Here is a 15,356-nt window from a genome sequence, read left to right as displayed (position 1 = left end):
GGGGCCCGTATCGGTGGTCACCAGCAGCGTGGCGCGCCGGTAAAGGGCCGCCAGCAGAGTCAGTGAGGTGCGGCCGGAAAGATCCGACGAGGCGCGCGCATCCGGGAACGGATGGCATCGACCACCGCCCGGTCCCCCGGTCCCCCGGTGAAGACGATATTCACGTTGTGCTGGGTCACCAGCCGGTCGGCCAGGGCGGCAAAACGGTCATTGAGCCACAATTTGGTTTCCCACAAGGCCACGGGATTGATCGCCACCAAGGGACGACTGCCGTCGATGCCCTGGTCGCCCAGCATCGCCGCGATCTGCCGGTGATCCGCGGCCGTCGTGGGGATATGATACGCGACCGACGGATGGTCGATGCCAATGGCCTTGAGCAGCATCAGGCCGCGGGTCAGGGCGTGCACCTCCATGTCCACGGGGGGTACGCGTTCGTTGAGCAACAGGTAACTGTGTTCCTGATGCTGCATGCCCTTGTCGAAACCGATTTTGCGCCGCCCCCGGGCCAGCCAGACGAGCAGCCCGCTTTTCAAAAGGGCCTGGAAATCGATGATGATGTCATAGGAAGTATCGCGCAGGTCGTGCCAAAACCGCCGCATCTCGGTCAGCGCCTGCCGCCGCCGGGGGGTTCTCAACTCCCGCAGCCAGCGTTTACGGTGGGAGACGATGACCCGGTCCAGGGCCAGGTGGCCGAGCACCAGATCGGCTGCCGCCGCTTCCACGAGCCAGGTGATGCGGGCCTGGGGATAACGCGCCCGGATGGCGTTCAAGGCCGGCAGGGTATGAATTACATCGCCGATGGCACTGAGTTTGACGATCAGGATATTCAAAGCAGGTCCTTGACGGCGTCCGCCACCCTGTCCACGCTCACCTGTCGCATGCAGTTCATGTGGCCTAGCGGACAGACCGGCTGCATGCAGGGGCTGCAGGCGATGGGGACACGCACGATGCGGCTGTTGGCGCTGAACGGGCTGGTGGTCGTGTGGTTGGTGGAACCGAAAATCGCCACCTGGGGGATCGAAAGAGCGGCGGCCACGTGCATCAACCCCGAGTCATTGGTGACAAAGGCCCGGCAGCGGCCGATCAGGGCCATGGCCGTCCCCAGGCTGGTCTGGCCACTGAAGTCGATGGCCGGGACCGTCATCTGGCGGCAAATTCCGCGCCCCAATTCCTTATCCGCCGGCCCGCCGAAGATCAGGATCGTGGCGCCCAATTCGCGGTGCAGCCGGTCGCCCAGCTGCGCATAGCGCTCGGGAAACCACTGCTTGGCCGGCCCGAAGGTCGCGCTGGGATTGAGGCCGATGCATGGACTGCCCGGCGTCACCCCGCGATCGGCCAGCAGTTGGCCGGCGCGCATCCGATCCGCCGGATCAAGGGTCAGGGAGAGCGTTGGGGGGCCGCCGGCCAAGCCAACGCCTTCGAGAATCTTCAGGTAGTAGCCGGTCTGGTGAATGGATTTGATCGCCTGGGTGCGATGCACCGGATGGGTCAACAGCGGACGGCGACCATCGGTATCAAAGCCGATGCGGATGGGGATACCGGCCATGAAGGCGATCAGCGCGGCCTCAATGGCGTTCTGCAGCAAGATGGCCGCATCGAAGCGGTAGCGCCGAAGATCCCTGGCCAAACGGATCGTGCCGGCGACGCCCGCGTGGCGTCCCGCGGCCTCGTAAACAATCACCTGGTCCACATCGGGACTGTGGGTAAAGACCGGCGCCACCCACGGCTTGGCCAGCATGCTGATGCGGGCGGTGGGAAAATTGGCCCGAATGGCCCGCACGGCCGGGGTGGTCATCACCGCGTCACCAATCCAGTTGGTCCCGCGGATGAGCAAGTGTTGATCTTCTTTCTCTCTTGAATGTTCATGACGCCGTCAACAGTCTTTCCCCAAATAAATCCGTCACCGGATTCTAGGCCATGGTCGATAGGGTTTGCTTTTCCAACGCCGATGAACCCAAAACCATTGTTCGGGATGCTTGCGGATCCCCTTTTCGATCGCCCGGTTGAAGTTCAAGGTATTGCTCTCGATATCCGATCGTTTGTCCCCCGTGACGACCAGGGGAATCTCCTTGCCGAAGACGGCGCGAAACCCGTCTGCTTCGCGGTAGAGGAAGGCCGGCAATACCGGCGAGCCGGTCTTCAAGGCGATCGTGGCTGCCCCGATGTTCGTACAGGTCGGCTTGCCGAAGAAATCGACCCACACCCCGTCGTACCAATCGGCACTCTGGTCGAGCAGAATGGCAATGACTTCTTTCTTGCGAAGGGCTCTGACAATCTTCAGCATGGCTTGCCGGCGGGGGATCATTTTACCGCCGAAACGGGTTCGCAGGTGACAGAAAAAGAGTTCCAGGGGCATGAAATCCAGCGGCCGGTAGACGATATTCAACGCCATGCGGGCCCGGTCACCCACGATAGGCAGCAATTCCCAGTTCCCCAGATGGGCGGTGATAAACAGCACGCCCCGCCCTTTTTCAAGCGCGGCTCGGTAGTTTTCCAGCCCGTCGATGCGGATGTCGCGGTCCAGCTCGGTCCTTGGGGCTGACAGCGACCAGCCCACCTCGAAGAGAATCTGACCGATATGGCGAAAGACCTCTCGCGCCATGCGCCGGCGCGCGTGGAGAGACCGTTCATTGCCCAGGGCATGGTTCAGATTGCCCAATACCACCTGGCGGTGTTTGCGGTCCAAAGCAAAGGCGAGGTCGCCCAAAACGGTTCCCATCCTTCGGGCCATGGATCGCGGAATAAATCCCATGGCGCGGATGAGGCGGGAAATGAGCCCATACACGATAAAATCGATTGTCTTCGGCTGTCGGTTCGTCTTCATCTCAAATGAACGGGGATTGCATCAACCCAGAAGTCATGTCCGGTTTTGCTGGCCTTGAAAACAAAAAAACAGACTCGGAATCGCCTGTTTTTCCGGAGGACTACGTCAATAAAACGGTAGTGGCGTCACGCATGCCCAGCCTGTTTACAGCAATTTGCGATTGTGGTAAAGGAATTGTTCATTTTTTCACGTCTATCCTGGCTGACACAATTGTAAAATCCGCATTTCAACCGGTAACCATCACATATGATCAAAATCCGCAACAGGGCCGGCGAGATCGTCATCTATACCGGCTTGACGGAAGAAAAGACAGCTGAACTGGCAGCAACTATCAAGCAGTGTTTGGCATCCCAACCCACTGTCTTGATGGCCATCGTGGGGAACAAAGGCGTTGGCAAATCCCTTTTGGGCAAGTATTTCCGCAACCGGGGGATTGGCCCGTTCCATCGCCGGAAAATCGCCGTTATCGATGATGACAACATGGCGGTGGATACCTTGTACTTTTTCCGTCGGTGGTGTCCGATCCCCTGTACCGGGGTCGATGAACTGGCTCCCTTCATGAAGTATTGCCGGAAAAAACAAATTCGCATCTATATCAAGTCGGATCCCGAAAGCCGAATTTCACGGGCAGATATTGTTTTGCAGGTGAGCACTCCGGAAACCACGCGTGAGCAGCGACTGATCAATCGTTACGACCCGGAAAAAGGGCCGCGTGTTTTCAACGACACCAGAGACTATCCATCTCAGATCAACATTGCCTACGACCATCTCATAACGGCGGGAATCTGATCCATTGAACCGGATTTTCAAAAGCCCCCTCACGTGGGTTTTCATTATTGCCATGGGGGTGCGATTCTACCTCAGCGTCTTCACCGCCGTTGTCAATCCCGATGGGTTGATCTATATCCAGCAGGCCCGGGCGATCTATTTTCAGCAGTGGTCGGCGATCAACGCTTGCGGCATGAAATACCTGTCCATCCTGCCGCCGCTGATCGCGGGCGCCTTTGCCGTTTTTCACGACTGGGTGGTGGCGGGCCGCTTCATCGGATTGCTCTTTAGCTGCGGCATGTTCGTGCCCTTGTATTTCATTCTCAAGCGGTTTTTCGATGCTCGCATCACCCGCCTGACCCTTTTGGTCTATGCCTTCATTCCGGCCCTGGCCGGACGCAGCGCGGAAGTCATCCGAGGGCCGGTCTTCTGGTTCTTTCTGTTGACGGCGCTTTGGATGGTGCTGCGCCATCATGACACAGGCGATGCCAACCGCTCGGAACGTAACAACGGACGCAAGGGGCTCAACCTGATCCTGGCCTGCCTATGCCTCATGGTTGCCGCGTGGGCCCGCATCGAATCGATTTTATACCTCTGTATTACCGCCGGCTATCTGTTCTACCGTGAGAAGGGCCGGCGAATCCAATCGCTGACGATTTTCCTGCTGCCGCTCATCGTCATGGCGGCCATGGGAATTGTGGCCGCACTCGCGTTGGACCTGCCGTTGACAAGATTGTTCCGGCTGGACAAACCTGTCGAGGTGTTGGCCCACTTCATGGATGACTACCACGGCCTTCGCGCCAGCCTCGACAGCCTGGCTAATTCTCAACACGGCCTGGTGGCTGAATTTCTCAATCAGGCCGGCAAATTTGCATGGATTGTTCCCCTCGGCCCGTTTCTGGACTGTTTGGCAGAGAAATTTTTCTACCCCTATTTACTGATTTTTTTACTCGGGTTCGCCGGCCTGCGCCAAAGAATGAAAACGGATCCGCGCATCGCCTATTTTGTTTGGCTGTGCTTGGGGCGACGGTGATGCTGTATCTGTACATCCTCAAGACATGGCTGATGTATGATCGTTTTCTGATCAACCTGATCCTGCCCGCGGTTCTGATCGTCGGCTTCGGCTGCGAGAATTTGGTTCAATGGCTGACGGCGCGATGGCGGATCTCCCCGAAACGCGCGGCAATCTTTCTGGCCGTGGGTATTCTGGCCTTTGGTCTGGGCAAGAACGTTCACCCCCGCTATGCCGAAAAAGCGATCTTCCCCCAAATGGCCGAAGCGATCATCAACGGCAAGGCACCCGGCGAACGGGTCCGAATCGCCGCCGGGCGCTCTAAGGCTTACAACTGGGTCTTTTTCTATGCCAACCGGGATGTCAGCGGCGTACTCTGTGATGAAACCGAGTCGGTCGTCATCGGTAAAAGTTATCCCGTTTTTCTCTCCCGCCTGAAAAAAGAGAATGTCCGCTATGTTCTGTGGTCCAGAAAAACATGGCCCAAGGAAAGTTTCGACCTGATGACGGAGTCGTGGGCCGCTGATTTCCAAACAATCGGAAAATGGAATTACGACGGCAAGGAAGACTACCTGCTGCTGCGCCGGAAGGCGGGTTGACGGTTCGGCGGCATTCCGACCATCGAGGATTTCAGAGCGAGAGAAACTCGGCCAGGAGCCGCTCCAGAATCGCGTCATCGTCCAGGCAGCGCACATGCGCATGCAGCTCGGCCGGCGTTTGCCGGGGGTGGCGGATCAGCTCCCACAGCGCGACGAATCCCCGCTGAATGGTTTGGGCCGTCATTGGGTTGTTCAGGATAATGCCATTTTCACCCGGCACCACATAATCGGCAAACCCCGTGGTATCGCTCACCAGAACGGGAATTCCCATGGCATGGCCTTCGGCGGCGGCGCCGCCAAAGGGATCGTATCGGGACGGCAATACCAGGGCGCGGCAGCAGGTGGCATAGCGCCATCCCTGGGGTTGAGAGCCGAGAAAATGAACGCGCCCGGTAAGGTTCAGGGTTTCCGCCAGGCGTTCATAGGGGCCGGTCGCCCCCTTGCCCACCACGAGTAAATGACAGACCGGCGGCATGGCGGCCAATCCCTGAATCGCAATATCCAAGCCCTTGCGATCGAACCCGCTGCCCAGGAATAGCAGGCACGCCCAGTCCGGCGAGAGGTCATGCTGGCGGCGCAAATCCTCGGCCACGGCAACCCGGTCGTCGAAAACCGGCTCCATGGACTTCCAACGGATGCCGCTGTGGATGACACTGAGCCGCTCTTCAGGCACGCCGTAGTCGGCCTGGATATCGCGCTTCACCATCCCGGCGTTGCAGCGCACCTTTTGAAGCCGCGGATTTTCGAAGCCCTTTTTCTCAAGATGGAGGATATAGCGGTGGTACAGGCTCAACCGCCTGAAAAAGCGTGACAGCCGATTCGAATAGCCGGCCCGGATGCGCAGGAAGGTCTTGTGGGTGCCGCCGCCGGCGTGCAGATGCGTAAAACAGGTGACCTTGTCCAGGGAGAAAATGCAGTCGAAGTCATGGCGCCGCAGATAACGCCGGACGGCCGTTTCAAAGGACCAGGCCTGGATCAGCCGGTGAGTACGGAACAGGCCCAAGGGCACCAACTGCAGGTTCGGGTCGTCAATGGGCCAGGATTGACCGGGGAAGGTCAGCAAGGTCACCGCAAGGCCCTTTTGTAAAAGGCCTTCAACCAGACTCAGCGCCACCCGTTCGACGCCACCGAAGGGCGAATAGGTGGAGCGTACAATCGCAATTTTCTTCTTCAACCACGCCCTCCCCGCAATCGTCCGGTTTAATAAAGAAGTGACCCCCACATCTTCATCAAGGTCAGCGGCGATGCAATTTCGCGAATGCCGTACTTGTAGATTCCCCAGCGATGGGATCGGCTGACCGCCGGATCGATCTTGAAACGCGCCCGTTTTTTAAATCGGGAAAAATGGAAAAAGGCCCCCTCCCGGACATGCCCGCGATTATCATAGACCTTCAGCGTCCCCTTCTCCCACACGGCAAATGCCTTGCGGAAGTTGAATCCCTTGGTCATGGTCGGCTGAAGCGGATCGGCCCGGCAAAGCACCGGCGCGAATCGGGCGGCGATTTTCATCAAGGTCTCGGATTCGTCAAGATGCCTGAATCGGGTTTGCTTGACCAGCGCGTCTTTCTTGCGGCTGCCGGTCATGGGCTCGAAGGCGCCCGCTTCGGTGGAGTGGGTTAACTGCCAGACTTCTTTTTCGAGTGTGGATTTCAGCCAGGCGGAAACCCCATCGTGCCTGAAAATCCGATCCGCGTATTTACGATTGAACAGCATGAACGGACCGCAAGGCCGATCATCGTCGGCGCTGATCATGGCGTAGTCCAAGGCATCGTCTGGAAGAAAACGCCGGATATCGCCATAGATCACATCAAGGTCGGTGAATCCGACGAAGTCAAACCCATGAAAGGCGTCGTCATCGTGTTTCAAAGTGGCGAGCAACAATTCGTAGTCACAGACCAGGCCGCGGCTTTCCGAAGGCACGGGAAGCTGGTAGGCGGCTTCGATCTCCTGGCATAATTGCGCGAAGCCATAGGGAACAAGGGTGACCGCCGGATTGAACGGGATCGTTTCGGTGATGCTGTCGTTGTACACAAACCAATGGAAATGCGTATGGTTGCTCTCACAGGAGCGCGCCCAGAAATCAAAGTAGTCGGGCAACGCGCCGAAATAGAGAACGATAAAGGCACACGTGGTATTGGTTTTATGCATGGACGCCTGCAATAAAAAAATCCGTCATGCCGGCATCAGCTGCCGAAATACGCCACGGCGTTTTCAAAAATGCGAATCCCCTCGCCCACCGTGGTTTCCGGTGTGACACCACGCCGCCGGTCCGCTTCCAGCCGGCGGGTCCAGGCGGGTGGTTGGTGATATGGTTGTAGGCTTCCGGGTGGGGCATCAAGCCGAAGACCCGCCCCGTGGGGTCGCAGATACCGGCGATGTCCATCAGCGAGCCATTGGGGTTGTCGGGAAAGGCACCGGCGGCCGGCTGGCCATCGGCGAGCGCATAGCGCAGGGCGATCTGGTTGCCGCCGGCCAGGGTCTTGAGGGTTGCGGCATCCGTGTAAAACTTGCCTTCGCCGTGCCGCACGGGAAGATCCAGGGCAGCGATGCCGCGGGTGAAGATGCAGGGCGAATCGGGATTGATGGCCAGGCGCACCCACCGGTCCTGAAAATTGCCGCAGTCGTTGTTGGTCAGGGCCACCGAGCGGCGGGTGTAGTCGCCGTCATTGCCCGGCAACAGCCCCAGGTTCACCAGGGTCTGGAAGCCGTTGCAGATTCCCATGACCAGTTTGCCGGCAGCCACGAAGGCCAGCAGCCGGTCGCCCAGGTTGGTCTTCAGGCGCAGGGCCTGGATCACCCCGGCACCGTGATCGTCACCCCAACTGAAGCCGCCGCCGAAAACCAGGATCTGAAAATCGTCCAGCAGCGCGTCACCCTTGATCAAGGTGTTGATGTGCACTCGCTGGGCCGCGGCCCCGGCCAGCTCGAAGGCATACGCCGTTTCATGATCACAGTTCAGGCCGAAGCCCGTCAGCACCAGTACCTTCGGTTTCGCACTCATATCAGATCCCCAAACGGCCGTTTCCAGGCCGCCTTCATCAGCTCTACGGTCAAGGTTGCCAATGGATTGCCATCGGTGCCCGTCATGGTCAATTGCGGAACCTCGGTGACCTCGCCCACGCAGGCGGCCGGCTGGCCGTCCATAATAGCGGCAAAGGCGGCCTCGTTTTGCGGCGCCACCGTTACGATAAACCGGCCGGCGCTCTCGGAAAAGAGCAGCGTGTCGTCGCGCAGTGCGCCGTCGGCCGGTACCTTGGACAAATCCACGTGGATTCCCAGTTCGCCGGCCATGGCCACCATGGCCAGATGAACGCCCAGGCCGCCGCGATAGATCCCATGGCAGGAGGCCAAAATCCCCTTGCGCCCCGCCTCGGCCACACGGCGGTAGCGCTCGGCAAAGGCCTCGGGATCCACCTCGGGAACATTCAGGCCGATCTTGCCCAGGCGCTCGTAATATTCGGACCCGCCCAATTCGTTGCGGGTCAGGCCCACGACCCAGACCCGGTCCCCGGTCAGCTTGGCATCCAGGGTCATGCAGCGGCACACATCATCGATCACGCCGGTAACGGAAAACTGCAGGGTTTCCAGGGCCGACACCTTGTGAGTCTCGCCGTAGCGGCCCGGAAGATGCCCATCCACATACATGGAGTCCTTGCCCGAGAGCAGCGGAATGCCGTAGGCCAGGCACATCCGTTCCAGGGCCTTGCAGCTACGCACCAGCTGGGCGGCCTTGTGGCGGCCGTCGGGATTGGTCTGCGGATCGTACTGGATGCTGGGCCAGCAGAAGTTGTCCACCCCGCCCAGATGCTCGGGGTCCGCGCCCACGGCAATGGCTCGCCGCACCGCTTCGTCGATCGTGCAGGTGGTCATGGGGTAGGCGTCGATGGCCGAATACATGGGGATCAGCGCCTGGGAGAAGACCAGCCCGCGGTCGGATGAAAGCACCGGCCGGATCACGGCGGCGTCGCTGGGAATATCCTGGGCAGCGCCGACCAGGGGCTTGATCACGCTGGTGCCTTGAACCTCGTGGTCGTACTGGCGGGCAACCCACGTTTTGGAGCAGATATTCGGCCGGGCCAACAGATCGAGCAGAAGGCCAGCCACATCCGTGGGAACGCCCAGCACCGGTTCGGTAAGGCCGCGCAGGGCCGGCGGCTGCCAGACGGCCTCGAACTCCCATTTGGGAAAGGCCGAGGTGAGCAGGGCCAGATCGATGTAGGCGCAGGTGACGCCGTTATAGGTGATGTGAATCTTGCCGCTGTCCGTGTAGGTGCCTATCACCGTGCTCTCCACGGCGTGCAGGGTGGAAAGTTCCATGAAACGCGCCAGGTGTCGGGGGTCGATAGCCACGGTCATGCGCTCCTGGGACTCGGAGACCCAGATTTCCCACTGGTCCAGGCCGTCGTATTTCAGGGGCACCTTCTCCAGCTGGATCTCGCAGCCGCCCGAAAAGCGCGCGCTCTCGCCCACCGAGGAGGAGAGGCCACCCCCGCCGTTGTCGGTGATGAAGCGGATCAAGCCCTCGTCCCGGGCTTGCAGCAGAAAGTCGTGCATCTTCTTCTGGGTGTAGGGATCGCCGATCTGCACGTGGCCGGCCGGCGTATTGGCCGAAAAGGTCGCCGAGGAAGCGGTAACGCCGTGGATACCGTCCTTACCCACCCGGCCGCCGCACATGATCACCAAATCGCCGGGGAAAATGGTCTTCTGATCCGAAGGTTCGCCGTTGATGGCAGCCGGCATGATTCCCAGGGCGGTCACGAAGACCAGGCATTTGCCCATATATCCCGGATGAAACATCACCTGGCCGAAGGGCGTGGGGATGCCGCTCTTGTTGCCGCCGTCGCGCACCCCCTCGATCACGCCGTCCAACAGCCGTTTGGGATGCAGGCGCGGTTTGAGATCGCCGGCGTAGTCCCGCGGCCCGACGCAAAAGCCGTAACTGCCCATGATCAGGCGCGAGCCCTTGCCGGTGCCCATGGGATCACGGTAGATGCCGACGATGCCGGTGATGGCCCCGCCATAGGCCTCCATGTTGGAGGGCGAGTTGTGGGTCTCACCGGTAATCGTGTAGTAGGTGTCATTGTCGAACTGCCCCACGCCGGCGTTGTCCCAGAGAACCGAGATCACCCACGGTTTGCGCTGCTTCAGCGCCAAGGTGGGCCGCTCGATATAGGTCCTGAAGAGGCTCTCGATGGTCTCGCCCTCGCCGGTGGAAAGATCCTGGTAATGAAATCTTCCGCCGAAGGTGTTGTGGTTGCAGTGATCGCTGCGCCCCTGGGAGATGTACTCCAATTCCACGTCGGTGGGGTCGCCGAGGTTGACCGCCCGTCGCTGGCGCTTCACCGCCGGATCGAGAAAATAGGCCCGGATGGTGGGAATATCGTTGGGGTTGAGCGAAAGGCTGCGCTCGTCGCTGAGCCGCGCCAGGGTGGCGTCACTGTCGATGGACAGGGTGGTGGTCTCGGGGGTGTGGTCGAGAATCACCTTGGGGATCACAAAACCGATGCCAACCGCCGGATCCCACGCATTGCGATCGTACACGGCATACTGCTGGATGATGTCATTGGCCAGGATTTCGCCGGCGATTTTCTCCGCATCCTGTCGGGTGATGCCGCCGCCCTTGAGACAATAGCGCTTGGAGGTGTAGATCGCCTGGCCGGGGGAGAACTTCATATGCAAAAGGTCTTCCACCGCCTCAACGGCCGTGGCCCCGGCATTGTCACGCACCCCGGGCCGAAAACCGACCCAAATGATCCAGTCGAAATCCACCGGCAGTGGCGTCAAAGAAGAGACCTGGGTCACCGGATTGGTGAAGATCTCCCGGCGCGCCATCGCCACCTGCGCCTCGCTCAGGTCCGCATCGATGGTCACAATCGAAATCGTGCGCACCGTTTCAAGGTCGATGCCGAAATAGTTCCTGGCCTTGTGGCGCAGGGCCTCGCCCTCGGCATCCACGAGGTCTTCGTTGAGCGTGATTTCTATTCGCTGCGGCATGGGTACCCTTCTAACTCGCAAACAAGCGCGTAATATCGTTGTAGAACACAAAAATCATCAACAGAAGCAAAATAAAAATGCCGGCCTGCTGGGCGATCTCGCGCATGCGCGTGTTGACCGGCCGGCGGGTGACCGCCTCGATGAAGAAAAACAACAGATGGCCGCCGTCGAGCACCGGAATGGGCAGGAAATTGAGCACGGCCAGGTTGATACTGAGAACGGCGATGAAGAAGATCAGGTTGGTCAGCCCCGCTTTGGCCTGCTGCCCGGCCATCTCGGCAATCATGATCGGTCCGCCCAGGGTCTTGGTGGAAACGGTGCCCTTGATCAGCTTGCCGATGCTCAGGATCGTCAGGCGCGAGATCTGATAGGTCTGGCTGACACTTTCCACAAAGGCATCGACGACACCCCGCTTGACGACGATGCGGTCGCCCGCGGGAATCGTGATGCCCGGGGTGGAAATGCCGATGCGGTAACTGTCCACCTTCTCACCGAGCATATTCTCTTCGCTATACAGCACCGGCACGATCCGGACGGTCAGGCTCTCCTGGCCGCGCCGCACCCGCACGGAGAGCGGCTCCCCCTTGCTCTGGGAAATAATCGTCTTCATCGTGTTCCAGCTGTCCACCGGACGGCCGTTGATGCCGACGATCAGGTCCCCTTTTTTAAGGCCGGCTTTCTTGGCCGGATAGCCGTCGGCCACCTCGCCCACCAGGGCTTTCAGGGGTGGCAGCCCCGAAAAGCCGGGATCGTAATAGGGGGTGTCGTCACCCAGGATGTCCTTGGCCACTTTGGTCTGGGGCGTAATCGTGACATCGTACAGGGCGCCCTCGCGCCGGGCGGTGATGTGCACCGGTGCCCCCTTGTCGGCGGCGATCAGGCGGTCGATGTCGCCCCAGGCGGTCACGGCCTTGCCGTCAATGGCGACGATTTCGTCGCCGGTGCGAATACCAGCCTGGGCCGCAGGACTTTCGGCGACCACCTGGTTGACCACCGGCCGGATGTCCTCGGTGCCGATGAAGAAGAAAAATCCGAAGTAGATGATCACGGCCAAAAGCAGGTTGAAGCCTGGCCCGGCGGCCACGATCAGGATGCGCTTGAGAACATGTTTGTGGGTGAACGAAAGGGGAATCAGGTCCGGATCAATCTCAACGTCCGGCTCATCGCCCACCATCTTGACATAGCCGCCCAAAGGAATGGCGGAAATCCGGTAGTCGGTGATTCCAACGGTTTTCCCGAATATGCGGGGACCAAACCCCAGGGAGAATTTTTCGACGCCCACACCAAAAAGCCGAGCCACCAGGAAATGACCCAGTTCATGGAAAAAAATCAAAACGCCGAGAACGACGATAAAGGCAAAAATGCTGGTGGTCATAGGCGAAACCTTAAGACTCCTGTCGGTGGATCAGGTCGTGGGCCGTCTCCCGAGCCCAGCGATCCGCCGCGATGAGCTGGTCCAAATCCGGATGGGACACCATCGGGTGCCGATCCAGGGTCTGTGCGATCAGCGGGTAGATCCCTGTGTATGGCAGACGGCCATCCAGAAAGGCGGCCACGGCGATTTCGTTGGCCGCATTGAGCACGGCGGGTCCGGTACCGCCCGCCGCACCGGCCTTAAAGGCCAGGGCCAGGCAGGGGAAACGGTCGAGGTCCGGTTCTTCAAAGGTCAGCTGTCCCAGGGCGGCGAAATCCGGGGCCGGCAGGGAGAGTGGCAGCCGCTGGGGATGCGAAAGTCCGTAGGCAATGGCCCCTTTCATGTCCGGGATGCCCAACTGGGCAATCACGGCCCCGTCTTGGTAGGTGACCATGGAGTGGATGATGCTCTGGGGATGAACCACCACCTTGATATGGCTGAAATCCACGTCGAAAAGCCAGCGTGCCTCGATCACTTCAAGTCCCTTGTTCATCAAGGTGGCCGAATCGATGGTGATCTTGCTGCCCATGGACCAGTTGGGATGGCGCAGGGCCATGGCCGGGGTGATGGCGGCGAACTCGGCGGCCGGTTTCTGCCGGAAGGGCCCGCCGGAGGCGGTCAGCAGGATCTCGCGGATCTCGGCATGTTGATGGCCGGCCATGCTCTGGAAAATCGCGCTGTGCTCGCTGTCCACGGGCATCAGTTTCACCCCGCGCGCGGCCACCCGCGCCATGACGATCTCCCCGGCCATGACCAGGGTCTCCTTGTTGGCCAGGGCGATGTCCTTGCCCGCATCGATGGCCGCCAGGGTGGGTTTCAGCCCGGCCGCGCCGACCATGGCACCCAACACCATATCGATCTCGGGCAGGGTGGCGGCCGTCAAGTAGCCATCGTCGCCAGACACGATGTCCACGTCGACGTCCGACGGCAAAAGGGCTTTGAGCCGGACGGCATGGACATCGTCGTAGACGGCAACCACACGGGGCGAGAATTCAACGATCTGCTCGGCCAGTTTGGCGACACTGGTCTTGGCCGCCAGGGCCATGACGCGGAACCGGTCGGGAAACTGCCGCACGATGTCGAGGGCATTGGTGCCGATCGAGCCGGTGGACCCTAAAATGGAAAGTGCTTTCATGGCTGCTTCGTTTCTTGGCGTCTTGATGGCGATTCCGATCAGAATATACTGATTTTGAGCAGATAGGCAAGCGGCGTGGCGAACAAGAGGGCGTCCAGCCGGTCGAGGAAACCGCCATGTCCGGGGAGCAGGCGGCCCGAATCCTTGATGCCGGCCCAGCGCTTGAATTCAGAGGCAAAGAGATCGCCCACCTGGCCGGCAATGCCGATCACCAGGGCGAACAGGACGGTCGGCAGGATTGCCAGGGCCGGCAGAAAGAACCATTTAAACACCAGGGCCACCCCGATGTTGGCGGTCAGCCCGCCCAGACTGCCTTCGATGGTTTTTTTGGGGCTGACCCAGGGACAAAGCTTGTTCCGGCCCAGGTAGGTGCCGGTATAAAACGCCCCCGTATCCCCGGCGGCAACGGTTACAAGCAGCAGAAAAATCCATCGGGCGCCGGCCGTATCTTCCCGCAAAAGCATCAAAAAGGCCAGTGAAACCGGAATATAAACCAGCCCCAGGACCTGCTTGGCCACGAGAAAGGGCGCCTGGGAATCGGTTTTGAAAAGCGGTAGGGTCAGGCCGGCGACCACGACAAGGTCCACGGCCAGCACCAGGGGCACATACGCCATTCCCCAGCGAGCGGCAACCAGGATGATGAGCGGTGCCAGGCAGATCCCCAGGCCGGGGATGGCGCTTGCCAAGCCGGGATCCAGTGTTTTAAAAACCGCCTGATGGTACTCCCAGAGGGTCAACACCGCCACGGCGGCGATCAGCAGGAGAAAAACCGTGCCACCGGCGGCGACCAGGAAGTAAACCAGGGGAACGGCGACGATTCCGGTGATCCAGCGTTTCAGGTGCATCGGCATTCCTGCAGCCTGTAATATCGTAAATAGGCTCCGGTTTAGGGTGAGATGACCGCGCCAAAGCGCCGTTCACGATTCTGGTAATCCTTCAGAATCTGGATGAATTCGCTTTCGCCGAAATCCGGCCAGAGGGTCGGGGTGAACACCAGTTCCGCGTAGGCGATCTGCCAAAGCAGGAAATTGCTCAGGCGCATCTCGCCGCTGGTGCGAATTAACAGGTCCGGATCGGGAAGATCGCGGGTGGCCAGGTGGCCGGCCACGATCTTCTCGTCCAAGGCATCCGGATCGAGCGTGCCGGCCTTGGCGGCGACGGCGATCTGCCGGACCATGGACACGATCTCCGAGCGTGCGCCGTAGCTGAGCGCCAGGGTCAGCACCATCTTGTCGAAAGCGGCGGTCTCCGCCATCACCGCCCGGAGCGTGTCGCGCACGCCGCTCGGCAACCGGTCGGTCTCACCGATGGTGTTGAGCCGGATTTCATTGTCGAGCAGGAGCTGGCGCTCGGACGCCAAAAAACGTTGCAACAGCGCCATCAACCCCGCAATTTCGGTTTTCGGACGTTGCCAGTTTCTGTCGAAAAGGCGTAGAGCGTGAGAGCGGCGATGTTGAGGCGCCGGGCGGTACGCACAACGGTGCGCACGGCTTCGGCTCCTTTTTCATGCCCGTTGATGCGGTTGAGCAGGCGTTTTTTCGCCCAACGTCCGTTGCCGTCCATGATGATGGCCACATGTTGGGGCATCCGCTGGGGATCCAGTTCAATCC

13 protein-coding genes and 1 pseudogene are annotated in these 15,356 nt (G+C 60.2%); 3 read left to right on the top strand and 11 right to left on the bottom strand.

What is annotated here, in order from left to right; all coding sequences use genetic code 11:
• Positions 1-59: 59 nt before the first annotated feature.
• From JCM12296_RS06470 to JCM12296_RS06460, 3 genes are all read right to left on the bottom strand, one after another.
• Positions 60-830: a glycosyltransferase family 9 protein gene (locus JCM12296_RS06470; protein WP_054691135.1), complete on the bottom strand. Its 771-nt coding sequence runs from the start codon at positions 828-830 to the stop codon at positions 60-62.
• Complete coding sequence (waaF, locus tag JCM12296_RS06465; protein ID WP_054691132.1) at positions 827-1,834, bottom strand: lipopolysaccharide heptosyltransferase II; 1,008 nt, start codon at positions 1,832-1,834, stop codon at positions 827-829. Before waaF ends, JCM12296_RS06470 begins: the two co-directional genes overlap by 4 nt.
• A gap of 66 nt (positions 1,835-1,900) precedes the next feature.
• Positions 1,901-2,824, bottom strand: a complete 924-nt coding sequence (locus JCM12296_RS06460; protein WP_054691130.1) for a lysophospholipid acyltransferase family protein — start codon at positions 2,822-2,824, stop codon at positions 1,901-1,903.
• A 246-nt stretch (positions 2,825-3,070) separates the two neighbouring features.
• Here JCM12296_RS06460 and JCM12296_RS06455 point away from each other — a divergent pair, with 246 nt between their 5' ends.
• The 3 genes from JCM12296_RS06455 to JCM12296_RS06445 are packed head-to-tail and all read left to right on the top strand — an operon-like array spanning position 3,071 to position 5,203.
• The gene (locus tag JCM12296_RS06455; RefSeq protein ID WP_054691129.1) at positions 3,071-3,613 is read left to right on the top strand and encodes a hypothetical protein; all 543 of its coding nucleotides are present in this window, start codon (positions 3,071-3,073) and stop codon (positions 3,611-3,613) included.
• 4 nt (positions 3,614-3,617) lie between these two features.
• The gene (locus JCM12296_RS06450; RefSeq protein ID WP_054691128.1) at positions 3,618-4,625 is read left to right on the top strand and encodes a glycosyltransferase family 39 protein; all 1,008 of its coding nucleotides are present in this window, start codon (positions 3,618-3,620) and stop codon (positions 4,623-4,625) included.
• Entirely contained in the window at positions 4,625-5,203 is a 579-nt protein-coding gene (locus tag JCM12296_RS06445; RefSeq protein ID WP_157067414.1) for a hypothetical protein, read from the top strand. Before JCM12296_RS06450 ends, JCM12296_RS06445 begins: the two co-directional genes overlap by 1 nt.
• A gap of 31 nt (positions 5,204-5,234) precedes the next feature.
• Here the strand turns inward: JCM12296_RS06445 and JCM12296_RS06440 are convergent, their stop codons facing one another.
• From JCM12296_RS06440 to uppS, 8 genes and pseudogenes are all read right to left on the bottom strand, one after another.
• Positions 5,235-6,377: a glycosyltransferase family 4 protein gene (locus JCM12296_RS06440; RefSeq protein WP_054691125.1), complete on the bottom strand. Its 1,143-nt coding sequence runs from the start codon at positions 6,375-6,377 to the stop codon at positions 5,235-5,237.
• Between the two features lie 26 nt (positions 6,378-6,403).
• Positions 6,404-7,351: a DUF6625 family protein gene (locus JCM12296_RS06435; protein WP_157067413.1), complete on the bottom strand. Its 948-nt coding sequence runs from the start codon at positions 7,349-7,351 to the stop codon at positions 6,404-6,406.
• Positions 7,344-8,204, bottom strand: a complete 861-nt coding sequence (locus JCM12296_RS06430) for a phosphoribosylformylglycinamidine synthase subunit PurQ (RefSeq protein WP_306303974.1) — start codon at positions 8,202-8,204, stop codon at positions 7,344-7,346. The genes JCM12296_RS06435 and JCM12296_RS06430 overlap by 8 nt, the downstream gene beginning before the upstream one ends.
• Positions 8,201-11,197 (bottom strand): AIR synthase-related protein, encoded by a 2,997-nt coding sequence (locus JCM12296_RS06425; RefSeq protein WP_054691121.1) that lies wholly within the window; start codon positions 11,195-11,197, stop codon positions 8,201-8,203. Before JCM12296_RS06425 ends, JCM12296_RS06430 begins: the two co-directional genes overlap by 4 nt.
• A gap of 10 nt (positions 11,198-11,207) precedes the next feature.
• Complete coding sequence (gene rseP / locus JCM12296_RS06420) at positions 11,208-12,572, bottom strand: RIP metalloprotease RseP (protein WP_054691119.1); 1,365 nt, start codon at positions 12,570-12,572, stop codon at positions 11,208-11,210.
• 10 nt (positions 12,573-12,582) lie between these two features.
• On the bottom strand, positions 12,583-13,746 hold the full coding sequence (locus JCM12296_RS06415) for a 1-deoxy-D-xylulose-5-phosphate reductoisomerase (protein WP_054691117.1): 1,164 nt from the start codon (positions 13,744-13,746) through the stop codon (positions 12,583-12,585).
• 38 nt (positions 13,747-13,784) lie between these two features.
• The gene (locus JCM12296_RS06410; protein ID WP_054691115.1) at positions 13,785-14,591 is read right to left on the bottom strand and encodes a phosphatidate cytidylyltransferase; all 807 of its coding nucleotides are present in this window, start codon (positions 14,589-14,591) and stop codon (positions 13,785-13,787) included.
• Between the two features lie 41 nt (positions 14,592-14,632).
• A pseudogene (gene uppS, locus JCM12296_RS06405) lies at positions 14,633-15,309 on the bottom strand (polyprenyl diphosphate synthase).
• Positions 15,310-15,356 lie beyond the last annotated feature (47 nt).

The sequence above is a fragment of the Desulfosarcina cetonica JCM 12296 genome (assembly GCF_001311845.1).
Lineage (GTDB): Bacteria > Desulfobacterota > Desulfobacteria > Desulfobacterales > Desulfosarcinaceae > Desulfosarcina > Desulfosarcina cetonica.
Note: the sequence above shows the minus strand (reverse complement) of the source record. Positions and strands in the feature narration are given on the sequence as shown.

Coding starts and splice junctions, on each gene's coding strand:
- JCM12296_RS06460 (WP_054691130.1), bottom strand. CDS start 2,824: ATGAAGACGAACCGACAGCCGAAGACAATCGATTTTATCGTGTATGGG.
- JCM12296_RS06455 (WP_054691129.1), top strand. CDS start 3,071: ATGATCAAAATCCGCAACAGGGCCGGCGAGATCGTCATCTATACCGGC.
- JCM12296_RS06445 (WP_157067414.1), top strand. CDS start 4,625: ATGCTGTATCTGTACATCCTCAAGACATGGCTGATGTATGATCGTTTT.
- JCM12296_RS06435 (WP_157067413.1), bottom strand. CDS start 7,351: ATGCATAAAACCAATACCACGTGTGCCTTTATCGTTCTCTATTTCGGC.
- JCM12296_RS06430 (WP_306303974.1), bottom strand. CDS start 8,204: ATGAGTGCGAAACCGAAGGTACTGGTGCTGACGGGCTTCGGCCTGAAC.
- JCM12296_RS06425 (WP_054691121.1), bottom strand. CDS start 11,197: ATGCCGCAGCGAATAGAAATCACGCTCAACGAAGACCTCGTGGATGCC.
- rseP (WP_054691119.1), bottom strand. CDS start 12,572: ATGACCACCAGCATTTTTGCCTTTATCGTCGTTCTCGGCGTTTTGATT.
- JCM12296_RS06415 (WP_054691117.1), bottom strand. CDS start 13,746: ATGAAAGCACTTTCCATTTTAGGGTCCACCGGCTCGATCGGCACCAAT.
- JCM12296_RS06410 (WP_054691115.1), bottom strand. CDS start 14,591: ATGCACCTGAAACGCTGGATCACCGGAATCGTCGCCGTTCCCCTGGTT.